Below are 18,109 nucleotides of genomic sequence, written 5' to 3'. Positions count from 1 at the left end.
CAACTAAAATGCGTAAATTTTTTGTAAAATTTATATGAATATTTATTTGATCGTAAAAATATGCATTTTTAACCAATACTGCAAATAAGATCGTATTTTTTACAAAAAATCTTTGACCTAAAAAAAATTTTTTTTATAGAATTTGCAAGAGTCATTTTTCATAAATATTTTATATATTTCATTATTTTACCAATAAAAACACATATGTATATAAATATTTATAGCATTTTTTTTGTTCAATTTCATCCAATCAATCGTACTAACTAGTTCATTTAGAACATTTACTCTTATTTTAATTATGGTATTTTTGTTACATGAAGTTATAGCCAATCAAATATAAATGACTTTTTGTCGTCATTTCATAGCTTCTAAACTTAAGAATCTTAAAAGTTCAAGGAAAGATTTAAAATGAAATTAAAACACCTTAGCACAGCAATGATTTTAGCAACTGTACCAATGACAGGTGCTTTTGCTGCAGGTATGGATCGTTCTGGTCAATCTATGGCTGCATTCTTACAACCGGGTAACTACTTTGAAGCAGGTATTTCTGTTTTAGATCCGAATGTTTCTGGCAAAGTAAAAAATGGTTATACGCCTTCAGCAGCAGTTCCACCAGCAGCAGTAGGCCTACAAAATACCAGCGTTGATGATATGGCAGGTGACTACTACTTCCCGTCTGCAGCACTAAAATTACAATTAAACGATAATTTTTCTTTTGGTTTAATTTACGACCAACCATTTGGCGCTGATGTTACTTATTCAACTGGCGACACAGGTTCAGCAGCTTTAGGTGGCGCAGGTTTATTCCATGACGGAAATGAATCAACATCAGCAGAAGTAAATACACAAAATATTAGCGTTATTCTAGGTTTTCAACCTACTGAAAATTGGAACTTCTATGGTGGTGGAGTCTATCAAACAGTAAAAGGTAATGTCCAATTACGTGGTTACGCTTACAGTGGAACAAATAATTTTGGTGGTTACAACGCAAATATTGGTGAAGACTCAGCAGTTGGTTGGTTAGCAGGTTTTGCATACCAAATTCCAGAAATTGCTTTAAAAGCATCTGTAACATATCGCTCAGAAATTAAACATAAGTTAACTGTTGACGAAAGCTCTATTGCTGCATTGGGAACAAATCCAGGTACAGTAATCAATATGAACAATGGTCTTGGCGAAACTGAGATTACCACACCTCAATCTATTAATTTAGATTTACAAACAGGTATCATGGCTAATACCGTAGCATTCGCAAATGTACGCTGGGTTAATTGGAAAGATTTTTCAATCCGTCCATACGCGTTCGGTAAAGGCGCAGAAGCTGCATCAACAGCATTAACTGGTGGTGCTTACACGAAAGGCTTTAACTTACTCGACTATTCTGATGATCAAATTTCTGCAACAGTAGGTGTAGGTCGTAAATTCAGTGAACAATGGGCTGGTAATGTATCTGTAGGTTACGACACAGGTGCAGGTAACCCTGTATCAACATTTGGCCCTACTGAAGGCTACTGGAACGTAGGCTTAGGTTTACAATTTAGCCCTGCTCCAAACTACTTTATTGCAGGTGGCGTGAAATACTTTATGTTGGGTGATGCTACAGCACATTCTGGTTCATATTCTGTTCCTGGCAATGCTCAAAATGCTCAAGTTGCAGAATTTGAAGACAACGATGCATGGGCATACGGCTTAAAAATTGGTTACCGCTTCTAATCCCTTAGTTTTCAAAGGAGCCACTCTTCGGGGTGGCTTTTTTGCACTTAAAACCCACTCGTTTTTATACAAGTGTTAACCAAATGTTCAAACTTAAAGCAATTAAACTCATATTTACCCAAACATCACCCTAAAAAAATTATTTAATAAAATTCATTTACTTAAGACCTAAAAATAGTTCTTTTACTCTAATCAACTGCTATTTATAACTTATTCAGTTCATTTATTCTGCGAAGTTGAGCATTTACTCTTTTTTCAAATGTGTTACTTTTCCTGCACTTTTTGTTACATAAAGCATCAGGGAACGACCATGAAGCTCAATAGAATTTATTCGGCTATTTTACTTAGTACTCTCCCACTTACACCTGCGCTTGCTGCTGGTTTAGACCGTTCTGGTCAGTCTATTGCTGCATTTTTACAACTGGGTAATTATGCAGAAGCAGGTATTTCAATTTTAGATCCCAAAGTTCAATCTAATCAATTGAAAGTTAACGATATGGCAGAAGATTATTATTTCCCTTCTGCTGCAATTAAAGTACAAGCAACTGAACAACTCTCAGTCGGACTAATTTATGATCAACCCTATGGTGCTGATGCAGAATATAAAGGAAAAAGTAATTTCATTGAAAGTCGCCCCCTACCATTCAAAGGTGGTACATCAGTTACTGTTGATACTGAAAATTTAAATTTATTATTTGGTTTTCAACCTAACCAAAACTGGAATCTTTATGCTGGTGCAGTTTACCAAACACTAGACAGTACAGTCCTATTACGTGGAACGAGTTATAGCGCTTATAGTGGCTATGATTTTAAAACAGGTAAGGATGAGGCGGTAGGCTGGTTAGCAGGTGCAGCATATCAAATCCCCGAAATTGCTCTCAAAGCCTCGATCACTTACCGCGCTAAAATCAAGCATGAGATGAATGCTTATGAAAACCATGGTATTGCGGGAATGACGGGCAATGCTGGTTTTGATGCTATTTTAAATAAAATTAATAATTCTGAAGGCACAACTGAAATCACCACACCTCAATCAGTGAACTTTGATTTCCAGACAGGCATTATGGAAAATACAGTTGCATTCGCCAACCTACGTTGGGTGAATTGGAAAGATTTTGCGATTCGTCCTTACAAATTCGGTGCCGCTACTGTATTACCACCAATTGTTGCAGCAACAGGTAAAAAGATGGTTTTGATCTAGTAGCCTATACAGAAGATCAATACTCAATTACTGCTGGTGTAGGTCGTAAAGTGAATGATCATTGGGCAGGTAATGTATCGATTGGTTGGGACTCAGGTGCAGGTAACCCTGTGACCACATTAGGACCAACAGAAGGATATTGGAATGTTGGTTTAGGTATCCAATATAGCCCTGCTCCCAACTACTTTATTGCTGGTGGGGTAAAATATTTTTGGTTAGGTGATGCCAAAGCACAATCAGGATCACAATTTGAAACGCCTGCTTATATTGCAGAGTTTAAAAATAATGATGCTATCGCTTACGGTTTAAAGATTGGTTATAAATTCTAAGAAATCTCCCCTTACCCCTCTTTAATAAAGAGGGAAAACTCCCTCCTTTTCTAAAGGAGGGCTGGGGAGGATTAGTTATTCTGGAATATTACGTTGCGATACTGAACGAATGGCTTGTTTTAAAGCCTCATAGCCATGCAAAGGTGGAAATTGAGGAAACTCAGCGATTACATTATCTGGTGCATCAAACAAGAATCCATGATCCGCTTCTCCCAACATCGTCGTATCATTATAAGAATCACCTGCCGCAATCACACGGAAGTTCAAACCATGCAAAGCTTTAACCGCTTGACGCTTTTGATCAGGTTGACGTAATTTATAAGCCGTAATCATGCCATTTTCATCTGTCTCAAGCTTATGACAGAAAATTGTCGGCCAGCCTAACTGCTTCATCAATGGATGTGCAAACTCATAGAATGTATCTGACAGAATAATCAATTGAAAGTGTGTGCGTACCCAATCAACAAATTCCTTCGCCCCTTCAAAAGGCCCCATATCCGCAATCACCGCTTGAATATCATTTAAACCCAAACCATGTTGTTTTAAGATATTTAGACGCTGTGTCATTAGTACATCATAGTCTGGAATATCACGAGTCGTTGCCTCGAGTTCTTTAATCCCTGTTTTTTTTGCAAAATTAATCCAGATTTCTGGAACTAAAACGCCTTCAAGATCTAGGCATACGATTTCCATGAATGCTTCCAATGTTGGTTAAAAATTGCTGTATCATACCACTAACATTTTCAATTTTTGCGCTGTTGTTGAATAAATCAGCTTTATTCTACAAGATTAAAGTTGAGAGCAAGTAAACTGCTTTGCTTAGAATGATTTACAATTGTGCCCAAGCCTATCGCCAGGAACACCCATGACTGTTATTCCAACTATTGACCTTGTAGATGCGCTCGCTGCTGAATATGCAGATAAATCGCCACGAGAAATTCTAGAACTTGCCTTAAGCCAACAAGGTGAAATTGCTATTTCATTTTCAGGCGCAGAAGACGTTGTTTTAATTGATATTGCTTCTCGTCTGGGTAAGCCATTTCGTGTTTTTAGCTTAGATACGGGGCGACTACACGCTGAAACCTATCAATTTATTGAAACAGTCCGTAAGCATTACAATATTAATATCGAAATCTGTTTTCCTGAGTCTGCTGCAGTTCAACAATTCGTCAATGAAAAAGGGTTATTTAGCTTTTTTGAAGATGGTCATCAAGAATGCTGTGGAATTCGTAAAGTTCAACCTCTTCGTAAAAAATTGGCGACTTTAGATGGTTGGATTACGGGTCAACGAAAAGATCAAAGCCCAACACGCAGTGATGTTCCAGTGGTTCAGGCCGATGTTGGCTTTTCAGGGGAAGGTAAACAACTGATCAAGTACAACCCACTTGCCAATTGGAGTAGTGCCGATGTATGGAGTTATATCCGTATGATGGAAATTCCATATAATCCATTGCATGAGCGTGGTTTTATCTCAATTGGTTGTGAACCTTGCACACGCCCTGTTTTACCTAATCAGCATGAACGTGAAGGTCGTTGGTGGTGGGAAGAAGCAACTCACAAAGAGTGTGGTTTGCATGCTGGAAATCTAAAAAAATAAGCTGTAACAATTTTGGTATAGAAGGGTCTATGTGTTTTTCATAGATGCTTGCGACAGAGAATATTTTTTAGACGTTGCAAGGCATGTCTTGTGAAATTTAGTCATTCTAAATAAACAAGACATAACGAAGGAACGGCAAAAAATACTCCTGTCCTCGAGCTTTGCCTTGCGCTGAGATCAAAGCAGTGCTTTGCTCTTGCTCAGGTTATGGTTAAAACTTCCCTAAACTGCGTTATAAAGCTTGGCAAGGGAGACCACCATTACCTACGCTTCATGCCTTGTTTATGTCGTTTTAGCCAATAACGCAAGGTATCGTTGAAATACCCATAGACCCTCATTCCACTGATTTGTCAGTGGTTTTATTTTTTCTGACTGCTGTGTACAAAGTCATATTTTAACCAGACGAAAGCGTATATACTGATCTCTACGGTTCAATAATACTAATAAGAGCTCCAAGAGTATCTTATAAAAAATGCGATGAGAGGCTATATCTGCTATGCGCCCTTTACACCCGATCGACTTCATTTTTCTTTCATTAGAAAAAAGACAGCAACCCATGCATGTAGGTGGGCTGTTTTTATTTGAACTACCTGAAAATGCGTCTCCAACCTTTGTTCATGATCTGGTTGAAGAAATTCGTCAATCAAAAAGCATTCCAGTACCCCCCTTCAACAATCAGTTAAATGGTTTATTTTGGGGTGAAGACAATGAATTCGATTTAGACCATCATTTCCGTCATATTGCGTTACCCAATCCTGGACGTATTCGTGAATTACTAGTGTATATTTCACAGCAACATAGTTCTCTTATTGACCGTGCTAAACCATTATGGACCTGTGACATTATCGAAGGAATTGAAGGCAACCGTTTTGCCATGTATTTCAAAATCCATCATGCGATGGTAGATGGCGTTGCAGGTATGCGCCTAATCGAAAAATCGCTTTCAAAAGATCCAAATGAAAAACATGTCGTTCCGCTCTGGTGTGTAGAAGGCAAGCGCGCTAAACGTTTAAAAGCTCCGAAACCACCAAGTGTTAGCAAAATCAAAGGTGTGTGGGATACGATTAAATCCCAGTGCGAAGTTGCTCCTAAAGTGATGCAAGAACTCTCTCAAACTATTTTTAAAGAGATGGGGAAAAACCCAGACTACGTTTCGACCTTCCAAGCACCGCCGTCGATCTTAAACCAACGTGTTAGCTCTGCCCGTCGTTTTGCAGCACAGTCATTTGAATTAGATCGTTTCCGCACCATTGCCAAAACACTTGGCGTGACCTTAAACGACGTTGTTTTGGCTGTATGTGCTGGTGCTTTACGCGAATATTTGATCAGTCATAATAGCTTACCGAAAAAGCCTTTAATCGCTATGGTGCCAGCATCACTACGTACCGATGACTCAGATGTAAGTAACCGTATTACGATGATTTTGGCCAATCTTGCCACTCATATCGAAGATCCAATCGAACGTTTGGAGATTATTCGTCGCAGTGTGCAAAACTCCAAACAACGCTTTAGTCGTATGACCGCAAATGAGATTCTAAACTATAGTGCCGTGGTTTATGGTCCAGCAGGATTAAACATCGCTTCAGGAATGTTACCTAAGCGTCAAGCCTTTAACCTTGTAATTTCTAACGTACCTGGTCCACGTGAACCGTTGTATTGGAATGGGGCAAAACTCGATGCACTATATCCTGCATCAATCGTGATGGATGGTCAGGCACTCAATATAACCTTAACCAGTTATTTGGATAAATTAGAAGTTGGTTTGATCGCATGTCGAAATGCACTACCCAAAATGCAAAACTTACTGACACATCTAGAAGAAGAAATTCAACGTTTTGAACAAAAGATTCAAGAGTTACCGCAAGAGAAGATTGTAAATTCGTAGAGAAAAATTAAGGGGCTTTCAATGGCCCCTTACTTTTTAATTGCGCGACAACGTTGTAGCAATTGATGACAGGCTGAACGAATCATTGCCGTAGTAATCGGAACTTCTTTACCTTGGCTATCGACCATATAACAAGTGTTCACAGGATTGCTGTCTAAAACATGCTTAAAACCGTGACTCACTAATCTTTTACTTACATTCATTTTATATACCTCATTATATTTGCTAAGACATTGAAAAATGCCTATGGCTAATCTTATGGTTCTAGTATTTAAAATTCATGATCGAAAGTAAAATTTCAGTTGTAACAAGGATTAAGCGAAATCTTGTTACAACTTTAGCTTAAAATGATATCGTATTGCTCTTGCGTATATAAATTTTCCACTTGGAATTTTATGACACGGTTCACAAAATGCTCCAAATCCGCGACGGCTGGGGCTTCTGCTGTTAAAAGCCGATCAATCACTGCTGGATGCGCAACGACAGTAAAGCCACCCTTGGAATCAAATGCACGCGCATATCGCATGATCTCGCGAAATATCTCGTAACATACTGTCTCTGCTGTCTTCACATAGCCGCGTCCTTGACAAGTTGGACATGATTCACAAAGTAGATGTTCCAAAGATTCACGAGTTCGCTTACGAGTCATTTCAACCAAACCCAGTTCTGAAACTTGAGTAATTTTGGTTTTGGCATGATCGCGTTCAAGCATTTTTTCAAACTGACGCATCACTTCTTCCCGATGCCCAGCTTCTTGCATATCAATAAAATCAATGATGATGATACCGCCCAAGTTTCGCAAACGGAGTTGTCTGCTAATGACTTGGGTCGCTTCCATATTGGTTTTAAAAACTGTGTCTTCTAGGCTTCGCCCACCGACATAGGAACCGGTATTAACATCAATGGTGGTCATCGCTTCTGTCTGATCAAGCATCAGATAGCCACCCGATTTAAGTGCTACACGCGTTTGTAAAGCTTTCTGAATATCTTCTTCGACATTGTATAAATCAAAAAGTGGTTTTTCACCTGGATAATGCAGCAAACGATTTTGAATGGTCGGCACAAACTCCTTGACGAAGTCATTCAACTTGCCATGAATTTCGCGCGAATCCACATAGATTTTAGCGGTTTCATCGCTGGCTAAATCCCGCACAATACGTTGAGGTAAAGGAAGCTCTTCAAAAATTAGCTCAGGTGTTGAAACTTCTTTTTGCTTGCGTTGAATGAATTCCCACAGTTTACTCAGGTAATTCATGTCTTGTGCAATCGCCGCTTCATCCACCCCTTCCGCAGCAGTGCGTACAATCACACTTCCAGGTAGGTTATGTTCAGCTTGAATATGCTCAATAATCCCACGTAAACGATCACGCTCTTCTTCCGCCTCAATGCGCTGAGATACCCCTATATGATTCCCATAAGGCATCAGCACAAGATAACGCGATGGGATCGAAAGATCTGTACTGAGTCGAGCCCCCTTCGTTCCGAGCATGTCTTTCATCACTTGCACGGTCAGCATTTGCCCAGGATGCAACAACTCAAAAACATTAGGTGTCGGTTGTGAACGAGGCCAGACCATATCATTGATATGCAAGAATGCTGTTCGAGATAATCCAATATCAACAAAAGCAGCTTGCATGCCTGGTAGTACACGGACAACCTTGCCTTTATAAATATTACCCACTAAACCACGTTTTGCCGTACGCTCAACAAATAGTTCATTGACCGTACCATTTTCAATCAACGCAACCCGACACTCCATCGGTGTCACGTTAATCAGCAACTCTTCTGCCATAACCAACTCAAAACTTTTATAAAAATTCTTATGCCGACAGCGTTAATGCAGAATTTATGCTTTAACGCTTTCTAATAACTGTACTGTTTCATACAAAGGCAGCCCCACCACATTACTATAACTGCCCCTTATTTGTGGAATATATTGTGCAGCAATTCCTTGAATGGCATATCCACCTGCTTTGCCAATCGGTTCACCTGTTGCCCAATACTTTTCCATTTCAGCGTGGCTAAGCGTTTGCAACTCGACTTGTATCTGCACTACTGTACTGCATATTTGAATACGACTGGCAACACAGACGCCAGAAAATACATCATGCCACTGACCAGAAAGCTGTGACCACATTTCAAAAGCATGTTGCTTGGATTCTGGCTTACCCAAAATCTTTCCAGCAAAACTTAAACTGGTATCTGCTGCGATTACAATTGCAGCAGGAAATTGAGCTAAAACAGCACGCGCTTTTTCTCTTGCCAACCGTTCCACATAATGCACAACCGTTTCAGCATCCCTTACGGTCTCATCAATGTCTGGACTAAAAACTTCAAAGTCCAAACCCAGTTGCGATAAAAGCTCCTGCCTACGCGGCGAGCTGGATGCGAGAATTATATGCGCCATTTATGTAAACAATAATAAAGGATCGGCCAAGCTAAAACACCCGTAATCAACGGTTGCCAATGTCGAGCTAGAGAAAAATGCATACCTGTTATGGTCTGACACATCCATAAAAAAGTGATATGCATCACTATGGCAATACTTGCAATCACCCACGAATTACCAAAAGTTAAAATTCGTCGTTCACGTATGAAATAGCGCGTCGCAAAACAAATTAGCACAAAACTTAATGCGTTTAACCCCAGTGGCGCATCTAAAAGTAAATCAGCAAAAATCCCCATACCGAAGGCAAACCAGATCCCACACCAAACAGGTTGATAAAGAATCCAGAACAACATCACCATCAACATCACCGCAGGTCGCCATCCTGACAACTCATACGCCAACGGATAGACCATCAACACCGATGCAATCACAATCGAGATGATGATCATCAACAAAGGATCTTTATTGGATTTGCTATAACTTAACTTAGCGATTGGCATAAGGCTGCTCCTTTGCCAATGACTCTGAGAACAGAACCACGACATGATGACCACTTGCCAGTTGAGCCGCTGGCACTACATCAATTTCAGCAAATTCACCAGAATTATGACGACTGACTTTCGATACTGTCCCGACTAAGTAACCTGCAGGGAAATGCTCACCTAAACCAGAACTGAACACCTTATCCCCAACTTTGATGTTTGCACTGGTCGCCACGTAGTCCATTTTTAACTGACCTAAATCACCAGTACCCGACACAATCGCACGCATACCTGTCCGCTCTAAGCGTACAGATAGAGAATGCTCTTTGTCAGATAACAACATCACACGCGCACTATGTGGATAGACATTGATGATCTGTCCCATGATGCCCTGATCATCCAAAACTGTTTGTCCAATTTTAAGCTGATCGGCAGAACCACGGTTGATAATAATGATATGACGTAATGGATCCGCATCCGTTCCAATCACTTCAGCAATCTGCATACGTCCATCAATAATCAATGGCGTATCTAATAAACCTCTTAGACGGTTATTTTCAGCAGAAAGTTCAGATAATTTTTGGAGTCGAACACGTGCTTGCAATAGCTCTGCTTGCATCGCAGTATTTTCACGACGCAATTGAGCTTCAGATTTGGTTTGTTGATTCAGCCATTCTCGCGACAGTACTGGATAACTCGCCAATGCATAAATTGGGTTATACGCGGCGTACAAGACATCCCTTGCTGGTTTAATCACATGTGGCATGCGCCAATCAAAAAATAGCACTACCAAACATGTGATCACTGCAATAACAAATGAGCGAAAAGATGGCGGTTGTCTTGAAAAAAGATTCGGTTGCACCGCCTAGTCCTTATGGTTTAGCCAACAAAAAGCATGTCGTGATTTGGATTGTCAAAGAACTCTAATACTTTTCCAGCGCCACGAGTGACACAAGTCAACGGATCTTCAGCAACCACAACTGGTAACCCAGTCTCTTGCGCAAGCATCTTATCTAAGTTACGCAATAATGCCCCACCACCCGTCAACACAATACCACGCTCAGCGATATCAGAAGACAATTCTGGCGGAGTTTGTTCAAGTGCAGATTTCACCGCACTGACAATGCTTTGTAATGGATCAGCAATCGCTTGCGTGATTTCATCAGAAGTTACCGTAATCGCACGAGGAACACCCTCAGCTAAATTACGACCACGAACTTCGATTTCTAATGTTTTACCATCAGCAACCGCCATTCCAACTTCTTTTTTAATCACTTCAGCCGTGGTTTCACCAATCACACAACCATGCGCTTTACGTACATAGTTGATGATTTGCTCATCAAAAACATCACCACCGATACGTAATGAATCAGCGTAAACACAACCTTGTAATGAAATGATTGCGATTTCAGTGGTACCACCACCCACATCCACCACCATCGAACCACATGCTTGCTCTACAGGCATACCCGCACCGATTGCTGCCGCCATCGGCTCTTCAATCAAGCGGACATCACGAGCACCTGCGTTGAATACAGCTTCACGAATTGCACGGCGTTCTACCAAAGTAGATTTACACGGTACACAAACGACAACACGTGGTGCAGGTGGAAATAAACGCTTTTCATGTACTTTGCCAATAAACTGATGCAACATGGTTTCAGTTACTTCAAAATCAGCAATCACACCGTCTTTCATCGGACGAATCGCTGAAATATTCGCTGGGGTACGACCTAACATCTGTTTAGCATCAAGTCCAACATTGGCAACAATTTTTTGTGAACCACTATGGCGAATTGCCACAACAGTTGGTTCATTTAAAATAATGCCACGGCCTGGTGCATAAATAAGCGTATTAGCAGTACCTAAATCAATGGCTAAATCCGGCGAAAACAAGCCAATTAGTCGTTTTAGAATCACGGGGGCGTTCTCAATTAAACTTTGTGTGAATACAAGGTGGCAACTTTAACTAAATGTGATGATTTGAACAAGTCAATCGCTTATTATAACGCACGATATTTTGAAATTTTTTGATACTGAATTAGGTAAAGTTATGTCTACATCATCCGATGCTCCACAGACGGCGGATCTAAATGCGCAAACTGTATCGCAAATTGCAAATTTGGCACGCTTATCGCTAAACGACACGCAATCTGCTGAATATGCTCAAAGTTTAAATAAAATTCTGGGCATGATGGAAAGCTTGAAAGGCATTAATACCGATGATGTTGAGCCTTTGAAAAGCCCATTTGATAACCCACAACCATTACGCACAGATGCAGTCACGGAAAGCAATCACCGTGATGAATATCAAGCGATCGCACCTGCAACCGAAGCTGGTTTATACCTTGTACCTCGTGTAATTGAATAATTTTTATTCAATTAACTTTTATTTTATATTTAGAATGTAAAGAAATTTTTCATATGACAGATTTACATCGCTTATCAATTCGTGAACTTTCTGAAGGTTTAAAACAAGCCCAATTTTCATCACGTGAATTGACTGAACATTATTTAAAACGTATCGCCAAAATTGACGCAAAAGTAAAAAGTTATGTGACGGTGACCGCAGAGCAAGCCTTAGTAGAAGCGGATGCGGCTGATGCAGCAATCAAATCAGGCAATGCGCATGCGTTGGCAGGTATTCCACTTGCGCATAAAGATATTTTTTGCACCCAAGGCATTAAAACCACAGCTGGTTCAAAAATGCTGGACAATTTCATTTCACCTTATGATGCAACCGTGGTTGCCAAGGCTAAAGCCGCAGGTCTTGTGACTTTAGGTAAAGTAAATATGGATGAATTCGCCATGGGTTCAACCTCTGAAAGCTCTTACTTTGGTGCAACCGGCAACCCGTGGGCCTTAGATCATGTCCCTGGTGGTTCATCAGGTGGCTCTGCGGCAGCTGTAGCGGCTGATCTTGCGCCAATTGCAACAGGTACAGACACAGGTGGTTCAATTCGCCAACCAGCTTCATTCTGTGGCTTAACGGGCTTAAAACCGACTTATGGTCGTGTATCGCGCTTCGGTATGATTGCCTATGCCTCATCATTGGATCAAGGCGGTCCAATGGCACGTTCAGCAGAAGACTGTGCCTACCTCATGAATGTGATTGCAGGTCATGATGCCAAAGACTCAACTTCAGTAGACAAAGAAGTGGATGATTACGTGGCTAACCTGAACGGCACAGCGGTGAAAGGTTTACGTATTGGTATTCCAAAACAATACTTCAATGTTGCTGGTTTAGATGCAGACGTAAAAGCACGTGTTGAAGAGTCATTGAAAAAACTTGAAGAAATGGGCGCGACTTTGGTTGAGATTGATCTCAACATGACTGAAGCTTACGTTCCAACTTACTATTTGATCGCACCAGCTGAAGCATCTTCTAACTTGTCACGTTATGATGGCGTTCGTTACGGCTACCGCTGTGAAAACCCAGCTGATTTGATGGATCTTTACAAACGCTCTCGCTCAGAAGGTTTTGGTCCAGAAGTTCAACGTCGTATTCTCATTGGTACTTATGCGCTTTCTGCGGGTTATTACGATGCTTACTATGTGAAAGCACAAAAAGTACGTCGTTTAATTCAACAAGACTTCTTAAAAGCATTTGAAAATGTAGATGTGATTGCTGCTCCTGCTGCTCCAACAACTGCATATAAAATTGGTGCGAACCTCAGCCCAACTGAAATGTATTTAGGCGATATCTATACCCTTGCTGTGAACTTGGCGGGTCTACCAGCCATCAATGCACCTGTCGGTTTTGATAAAGACAGCCTACCTGTTGGTTTACAGTTGATTGGTAACTACTGGTCAGAATCACAATTGCTTTCGATTGTGCATCAATATCAACAAAACACAGACTGGCATACCAAACGTGCGGCAATTGCTGAGGAGAATGCATAATGGCTGAAGCTCAAAAGTTAAAGTTAATTGACGGTTGGGAAGTCGTTATCGGGATAGAGATCCACACTCAGCTTGCAACCAAATCTAAAATCTTCTCGGGTTCATCAACTGAATTTGGTCAAGACCCAAATACACAAGCCAGCCTTGTTGATTTGGCGATGCCAGGTGTATTACCTGTATTGAATGCTGAAGTGGTTGACTTAGCCATTCGCTTTGGTTTGGGTATCGATGCCTATATCGATCAAGCATCTGTATTTGCACGTAAGAACTATTTCTACCCAGATTCGCCAAAAGGCTATCAGATCAGCCAGATGGACAATCCGATTGTGGGCTTGGGTCATATCGACATCCAACTCGAAGATGGCACTGTGAAGCGTATTGGCGTAACGCGTGCCCATCTTGAAGAAGATGCAGGTAAATCAATTCATGACCAATTCGAAGGGATGTCAGGGATTGACTTAAACCGTGCAGGTACACCGTTACTTGAAATCGTGTCTGAACCTGACATGCGTTCGGTTGAAGAAGCAGTTGCTTATATCAAAGCCATTCACACCCTAGTGCGTTGGTTAGGTATCTCTGACGGGAACATGGCTGAAGGCTCTTTCCGTGCTGACTGTAACGTGTCTTTACGTCGTCCAGGTCAACCTTTCGGCACACGCTGCGAGTTGAAAAACCTCAACTCATTCCGTTTCATTGAACAAGCGATCAATGTTGAAATTGAGCGTCAAATGGAAATCTTGGAATACGGCGGCGAGATTGATCAAGAAACTCGTTTGTTCGATCCAAATAAGATGGAAACTCGCTCAATGCGTTCAAAAGAAGAAGCGAACGACTATCGCTACTTCCCTGATCCTGACTTGTTACCAGTGATCATTTCAAATGAGCAAATCGAAGCAGCACGCGCGGCCCTGCCAGAATTGCCTGCTGCACGTCGTGAGCGCTTTATTGCTGACTTCGGTGTGACTGAATACGATGCACATGTATTGACGCTGTCACGCGAAATGGCGGACTTCTACGAGGCTGTTGTAGCTGCTGCTGGCGGTGCGAAGCAAGGTAAAGTTTCAGCAAACTGGGTGATGGGTGAATTCTCAGGTGCTTTAAACAAAGCAGGCCTAGATTTAGCAGACTCTCCAGTTTCTGCTGAGCAATTGGGTGGCATGATCGCACGTATTGTCGATAACACCATTAACGGCAAAATCGCGAAGCAAGTGTTTGGCTTTATGTGGGAAGCAGAAGGAAAATCTGCGGATGACATTATTGCTGAAAAAGGCTTAAAGCAAGAAACCGATACAGGTGCGATTGAAGCGATTATCAAAGAAGTGCTTGCAGCCAATGAGAAAATGGTTGAAGAGTACAAGTCTGGTAAGGAAAAAGCCTTTAACGGTCTCGTGGGTCAAGTCATGAAAGCTGCAAAAGGTAAAGCCAACCCTGCGCAAGTCAATGAATTGATGAAGAAATTGATTGGTTGATTTAAACTAATCTATAAAAGGAAACCCGCTTTAGAGCGGGTTTTTTTAGAATCTTAATAACTTTTCCAAAACATCAGAAGATCTTTTATCCATCCCTCGCTTAACATTGAAATATATTTGATTAAGTACATCAAAAAACTCAGGTCTTTCTTTTGACGAAATTGACACCACAATCTGCTTTTTATCTTTCTCTAATACCTGAAAAAGATAACTAATTGAAGCTTTATTATCTTCTAATCCAAGCAATGAGATTGAGTTTTTACTAAGACCTGCTCTTTGTAATGTAACTACTAAACCCGTATCCTCCGAATTCCATTGATAAGTTGATGGATTAGGTTGAATCCAATGAATTTGACCTTCAGCTGATCTATTAGCAATCTCGTTTAAATAATTTACTAGTGAATTAGTTTCCATTTTCGCACTCTACTGTTTAAGGCTTCTTTTTTCCAATAAACCCAAAATCTGCGCAATATTATTAGTAATATCACCTAAATAACTTTGCATGCCGAAATAGATTGCATTTGGAGTTTCATCTTCACCTGATGGTGTTAATTGATTCAATTCAGTCTTTGCTAATGTTAAGGAATCTTTTAAAGCCGTACAATAATCCTTAATATCTGTTTCCTCCTGAAAAGGAGCAATTAATCTAAAACAACGTCTACTGACCTCACTCAATAAATCTCGTGCTTGCGAAAAAGTCAAAGAATAATCCAATCTATCCAACCTCTGTGTTACTTCAGTCAACTCAATAACCACTGTCTGTATTTTAACCATCTCAGCTAGTGAAGAAGCAGCTTTCTTTGCAGCTTTTGCCTCTATAAACGCAAGGACAGAAAAAACAACGCCTCCCATACCTACTATTATACTTAACCAAAAATCCCACTTCTTATAGAATGGATAATTTAAAACCTCTAGTATAGTTTCTAAATCAGTAACAGCCATCCCTTTTCCAACTTAATAGTTTTAAACTAATGATACATCAGCAGACAAAAAAAACAATTATTTTCAAAAATAACAGATATTTAGTATATGAGTGCCAAACATTCAATATTTTTAATTTATTCAAAAACTTTCAACATGAAAAATATAACCACCAAACTCAGAGATATAGGCCGCATCTAACCGTCTAAAGTCTTTCTTTATTCGTGACTTCCTTATAATGAAATCGCGAATTAGTATGGTACTCCCAACATTATAGTCATCCTGACATTGCCATTCATTCTGCTTATCGCTCACCCAGCGTAAACCAACTTTGCAATGAAAAGAATAAACTATAGTAAGTAACAATAAAAACTTTGCTAGTCACATATGCGACTATTCTGATGCAAAAAGTTTTGGTACAACAGCGTGCATCGTCATTCCATCATTTTTAGAACTTTATGAGAAAGACCAGACTAATTAACAACAAGTTGCTTACTGGATTCACAACCATTTGAACTATAGTCACCCTAAACTATACGCTTTCAATATTGGCTGGTATGAACAACTAGCACGGGAAATTTATAGTTATATTCAACTGGAAGGCTACTTATTTCGTGGTGATGCGACCCATCAAAAAATTGAGAAATTTTATCCTAATTTATTGTAATGTTTCGTCATCCCTCGCCTATCTAATTCTCCAAAATCCGCTAAAATCTCCACAAAATTTTATTACTTCATTCATAACGACCTTAAAACTTTAGGATAACAATGAAAAAATCTATTATTACGTTAGTTACGCTTACACTCCTAAGTACAAGTGCCTTCGCGGAAACCAAACCCAAAGTTCCAACAAAAGAAGCTAGCCAAATCTTTAAAGCGGCAGGTTTTACAAAAAGTAAAAAAGGCTGGAAAAGTGATTGTTCAGTCGGTGAAATTACAGCTTATGCTGATTTAAACGGTGACGGCTTAAAGGATGCTGTTGTTTCAGATTACGGCACCATGTGTTATGGCAATACAGGGGTTGGTTATTATATTGTGGCCCAACAGAAAAACGGTCAATGGAAAACCATTTTAAAAGAAGCAGGTATGCCTGAATTTTTAAAAACGAAAGGAACAGATGGCTGGCCTGATATTGAGAATGGTGGGCCTGGTTTCTGTTTTGAAGTTTTACGCTGGACTGGTCAAGCCTACAAGGTTAATCGCTACGAATACGAAGGCAAGGCTTGTAAATTAGATTAAAGGTTATAATAAATCAAAATTATATGTAAAATCAAAATAGTGATTTTACATATTAGGGACTATAAAAATCATGGCTCAAACTAAAACAGTTTTTAACATCACAGAAGAAAGAACATCCAAGCTGGCTGTTTTAATCGATGCAGATAATGCCTCAGCAAAAGATATTAAAAATATTCTAGATGAACTTACAAAATATGGGGAAGCAACAGTAAAGCGAATTTATGGAAATTTTGTTAGTCAAAATGGTAACTGGAAACAAGCTATTAATGATTTAGCCATCAAGCCAATGCAACAATTTGCTTATACCACAGGGAAAAATGCTACTGATGGTTTTATGATTATTGATGCAATGGATCTGCTTTATACGAATCGATTTGATGGTTTTGCCCTAATTTCAAGTGATAGTGATTTCACTGCTTTAGCTATTCGTATTAAAGAACAAGGAGCAACCGTTTATGGCTTTGGTAAAATGCAAACGCCTGAAGCATTTAAAAATGCTTGCTCACATTTCACATATGTTGAAAATTTAAGCAATGAAAATGATACTGAAATCATTCAACCGTTGCCAACTAAACAGCAAACAAATATCAAAACACCTCAAAAAGAAACAAAAAAAACAGAAAGCACTCCAATAATCAGCAATATTAGTCATAAACTACCATTATCAACAATTAAGCAAATTTTCGATAATCATGATGCTGAATGGATACCCGCTTCGTCTTTCACGTCTCAATGGAAGTTATTACAAAATGACTTCGACCCAAGAAATTATGGTTTCAAAAAAGTTGTAGACTTAATCAAAAGCCATACCGATATTTTCAAGTATGATGAGCGTCTATTAGAAAATGGACACAGACAAATATATATAAAATTAAAAGATTAAATTATCCAATATTAATAAAATGCTAAGTCTAATATAACTAATTTATTGTATGGCCTTCTATTCTTAGAATGGAAGGCCTAAAACATCACTGCCCTCTT

At 39.7% G+C, this 18,109-nt stretch carries 17 protein-coding genes and 1 pseudogene; 9 read left to right on the top strand and 9 right to left on the bottom strand.

Translation table 11 applies throughout. The annotated features are described in order from the left end of the window. The first annotated feature begins 408 nt into the window (after positions 1-408). Positions 409-1,713 (top strand): OmpP1/FadL family transporter, encoded by a 1,305-nt coding sequence (locus tag AAC851_RS12705; protein ID WP_340600926.1) that lies wholly within the window; start codon positions 409-411, stop codon positions 1,711-1,713. A 310-nt stretch (positions 1,714-2,023) separates the two neighbouring features. After that, positions 2,024-3,243, top strand: a pseudogene (locus AAC851_RS12700) (OmpP1/FadL family transporter). A gap of 75 nt (positions 3,244-3,318) precedes the next feature. Here the strand turns inward: AAC851_RS12700 and thrH are convergent. After that, positions 3,319-3,936, bottom strand: a complete 618-nt coding sequence (gene thrH / locus AAC851_RS12695; protein ID WP_153568495.1) for a bifunctional phosphoserine phosphatase/homoserine phosphotransferase ThrH — start codon at positions 3,934-3,936, stop codon at positions 3,319-3,321. A 172-nt stretch (positions 3,937-4,108) separates the two neighbouring features. Here thrH and AAC851_RS12690 point away from each other — a divergent pair, with 172 nt between their 5' ends. After that, positions 4,109-4,840: a phosphoadenylyl-sulfate reductase gene (locus AAC851_RS12690; protein ID WP_340600925.1), complete on the top strand. Its 732-nt coding sequence runs from the start codon at positions 4,109-4,111 to the stop codon at positions 4,838-4,840. A gap of 496 nt (positions 4,841-5,336) precedes the next feature. Further along, positions 5,337-6,725 carry a WS/DGAT/MGAT family O-acyltransferase gene (locus AAC851_RS12685; RefSeq protein WP_005083130.1) on the top strand — a complete coding sequence of 463 codons (1,389 nt, stop codon included), beginning with the start codon at positions 5,337-5,339 and terminating at the stop codon, positions 6,723-6,725. A gap of 29 nt (positions 6,726-6,754) precedes the next feature. Here the strand turns inward: AAC851_RS12685 and AAC851_RS12680 are convergent, their stop codons facing one another. From AAC851_RS12680 to AAC851_RS12655, 6 genes are all read right to left on the bottom strand, one after another. After that, the gene (locus AAC851_RS12680; protein ID WP_004640552.1) at positions 6,755-6,928 is read right to left on the bottom strand and encodes a PA1571 family protein; all 174 of its coding nucleotides are present in this window, start codon (positions 6,926-6,928) and stop codon (positions 6,755-6,757) included. 134 nt (positions 6,929-7,062) lie between these two features. Next, on the bottom strand, positions 7,063-8,517 hold the full coding sequence (gene rng, locus AAC851_RS12675; protein WP_004640553.1) for a ribonuclease G: 1,455 nt from the start codon (positions 8,515-8,517) through the stop codon (positions 7,063-7,065). A 54-nt stretch (positions 8,518-8,571) separates the two neighbouring features. Continuing rightward, entirely contained in the window at positions 8,572-9,132 is a 561-nt protein-coding gene (locus tag AAC851_RS12670; RefSeq protein ID WP_340600924.1) for a Maf-like protein, read from the bottom strand. After that, the gene (gene mreD / locus AAC851_RS12665; RefSeq protein WP_004640557.1) at positions 9,120-9,614 is read right to left on the bottom strand and encodes a rod shape-determining protein MreD; all 495 of its coding nucleotides are present in this window, start codon (positions 9,612-9,614) and stop codon (positions 9,120-9,122) included. The genes AAC851_RS12670 and mreD overlap by 13 nt, the downstream gene beginning before the upstream one ends. After that, positions 9,601-10,458: a rod shape-determining protein MreC gene (gene mreC / locus AAC851_RS12660; RefSeq protein ID WP_005083136.1), complete on the bottom strand. Its 858-nt coding sequence runs from the start codon at positions 10,456-10,458 to the stop codon at positions 9,601-9,603. The genes mreD and mreC overlap by 14 nt, the downstream gene beginning before the upstream one ends. A 17-nt stretch (positions 10,459-10,475) precedes the next feature. Next, positions 10,476-11,516, bottom strand: coding sequence for a rod shape-determining protein (locus AAC851_RS12655; RefSeq protein ID WP_004640560.1), 1,041 nt, complete (start codon positions 11,514-11,516; stop codon positions 10,476-10,478). A gap of 133 nt (positions 11,517-11,649) precedes the next feature. On the opposite strand from AAC851_RS12655, the gene gatC reads away from it, so the two are divergent. The 3 genes from gatC to gatB are packed head-to-tail and all read left to right on the top strand — an operon-like array spanning position 11,650 to position 14,968. Continuing rightward, on the top strand, positions 11,650-11,967 hold the full coding sequence (gatC, locus tag AAC851_RS12650) for an Asp-tRNA(Asn)/Glu-tRNA(Gln) amidotransferase subunit GatC (RefSeq protein WP_005083137.1): 318 nt from the start codon (positions 11,650-11,652) through the stop codon (positions 11,965-11,967). Between the two features lie 53 nt (positions 11,968-12,020). Continuing rightward, complete coding sequence (gene gatA / locus AAC851_RS12645; RefSeq protein WP_075314951.1) at positions 12,021-13,499, top strand: Asp-tRNA(Asn)/Glu-tRNA(Gln) amidotransferase subunit GatA; 1,479 nt, start codon at positions 12,021-12,023, stop codon at positions 13,497-13,499. Continuing rightward, on the top strand, positions 13,499-14,968 hold the full coding sequence (gene gatB / locus AAC851_RS12640) for an Asp-tRNA(Asn)/Glu-tRNA(Gln) amidotransferase subunit GatB (RefSeq protein WP_099949067.1): 1,470 nt from the start codon (positions 13,499-13,501) through the stop codon (positions 14,966-14,968). The genes gatA and gatB overlap by 1 nt, the downstream gene beginning before the upstream one ends. 45 nt (positions 14,969-15,013) lie before the next feature. On the opposite strand, the gene AAC851_RS12635 is transcribed toward gatB, so the two are convergent. Together AAC851_RS12635 and AAC851_RS12630 are read right to left on the bottom strand one after the other, a co-directional pair. Then, complete coding sequence (locus AAC851_RS12635; RefSeq protein WP_340600923.1) at positions 15,014-15,382, bottom strand: hypothetical protein; 369 nt, start codon at positions 15,380-15,382, stop codon at positions 15,014-15,016. 9 nt (positions 15,383-15,391) lie between these two features. After that, complete coding sequence (locus AAC851_RS12630) at positions 15,392-15,910, bottom strand: hypothetical protein (protein WP_340600922.1); 519 nt, start codon at positions 15,908-15,910, stop codon at positions 15,392-15,394. Between the two features lie 747 nt (positions 15,911-16,657). Here AAC851_RS12630 and AAC851_RS12625 point away from each other — a divergent pair. Further along, complete coding sequence (locus tag AAC851_RS12625; protein WP_340600921.1) at positions 16,658-17,128, top strand: hypothetical protein; 471 nt, start codon at positions 16,658-16,660, stop codon at positions 17,126-17,128. 70 nt (positions 17,129-17,198) lie between these two features. Continuing rightward, on the top strand, positions 17,199-18,011 hold the full coding sequence (locus tag AAC851_RS12620) for an NYN domain-containing protein (RefSeq protein ID WP_005322607.1): 813 nt from the start codon (positions 17,199-17,201) through the stop codon (positions 18,009-18,011). The last annotated feature ends 98 nt before the right edge of the window (positions 18,012-18,109 follow it).

The sequence above is a fragment of the Acinetobacter sp. HZNU-JH01 genome (assembly GCF_037996845.1).
GTDB classification, from domain to species: domain Bacteria; phylum Pseudomonadota; class Gammaproteobacteria; order Pseudomonadales; family Moraxellaceae; genus Acinetobacter; species Acinetobacter haemolyticus.
The sequence above is the reverse complement of the archived record's forward strand: the minus strand, read 5'-3'. Positions and strand labels throughout refer to the sequence as shown.

What these genes read in the sequence shown, in the direction of transcription:
- mreD (WP_004640557.1), bottom strand. Translation starts at nt 9,614, where the DNA reads ATGCCAATCGCTAAGTTAAGTTATAGCAAATCCAATAAAGATCCTTTG.
- AAC851_RS12630 (WP_340600922.1), bottom strand. Translation starts at nt 15,910, where the DNA reads ATGGCTGTTACTGATTTAGAAACTATACTAGAGGTTTTAAATTATCCA.
- AAC851_RS12685 (WP_005083130.1), top strand. Translation starts at nt 5,337, where the DNA reads ATGCGCCCTTTACACCCGATCGACTTCATTTTTCTTTCATTAGAAAAA.
- AAC851_RS12620 (WP_005322607.1), top strand. Translation starts at nt 17,199, where the DNA reads ATGGCTCAAACTAAAACAGTTTTTAACATCACAGAAGAAAGAACATCC.
- gatC (WP_005083137.1), top strand. Translation starts at nt 11,650, where the DNA reads ATGTCTACATCATCCGATGCTCCACAGACGGCGGATCTAAATGCGCAA.
- gatA (WP_075314951.1), top strand. Translation starts at nt 12,021, where the DNA reads ATGACAGATTTACATCGCTTATCAATTCGTGAACTTTCTGAAGGTTTA.
- AAC851_RS12680 (WP_004640552.1), bottom strand. Translation starts at nt 6,928, where the DNA reads ATGAATGTAAGTAAAAGATTAGTGAGTCACGGTTTTAAGCATGTTTTA.
- AAC851_RS12670 (WP_340600924.1), bottom strand. Translation starts at nt 9,132, where the DNA reads ATGGCGCATATAATTCTCGCATCCAGCTCGCCGCGTAGGCAGGAGCTT.
- rng (WP_004640553.1), bottom strand. Translation starts at nt 8,517, where the DNA reads ATGGCAGAAGAGTTGCTGATTAACGTGACACCGATGGAGTGTCGGGTT.
- AAC851_RS12705 (WP_340600926.1), top strand. Translation starts at nt 409, where the DNA reads ATGAAATTAAAACACCTTAGCACAGCAATGATTTTAGCAACTGTACCA.
- AAC851_RS12625 (WP_340600921.1), top strand. Translation starts at nt 16,658, where the DNA reads ATGAAAAAATCTATTATTACGTTAGTTACGCTTACACTCCTAAGTACA.
- thrH (WP_153568495.1), bottom strand. Translation starts at nt 3,936, where the DNA reads ATGGAAATCGTATGCCTAGATCTTGAAGGCGTTTTAGTTCCAGAAATC.
- AAC851_RS12635 (WP_340600923.1), bottom strand. Translation starts at nt 15,382, where the DNA reads ATGGAAACTAATTCACTAGTAAATTATTTAAACGAGATTGCTAATAGA.
- gatB (WP_099949067.1), top strand. Translation starts at nt 13,499, where the DNA reads ATGGCTGAAGCTCAAAAGTTAAAGTTAATTGACGGTTGGGAAGTCGTT.
- AAC851_RS12690 (WP_340600925.1), top strand. Translation starts at nt 4,109, where the DNA reads ATGACTGTTATTCCAACTATTGACCTTGTAGATGCGCTCGCTGCTGAA.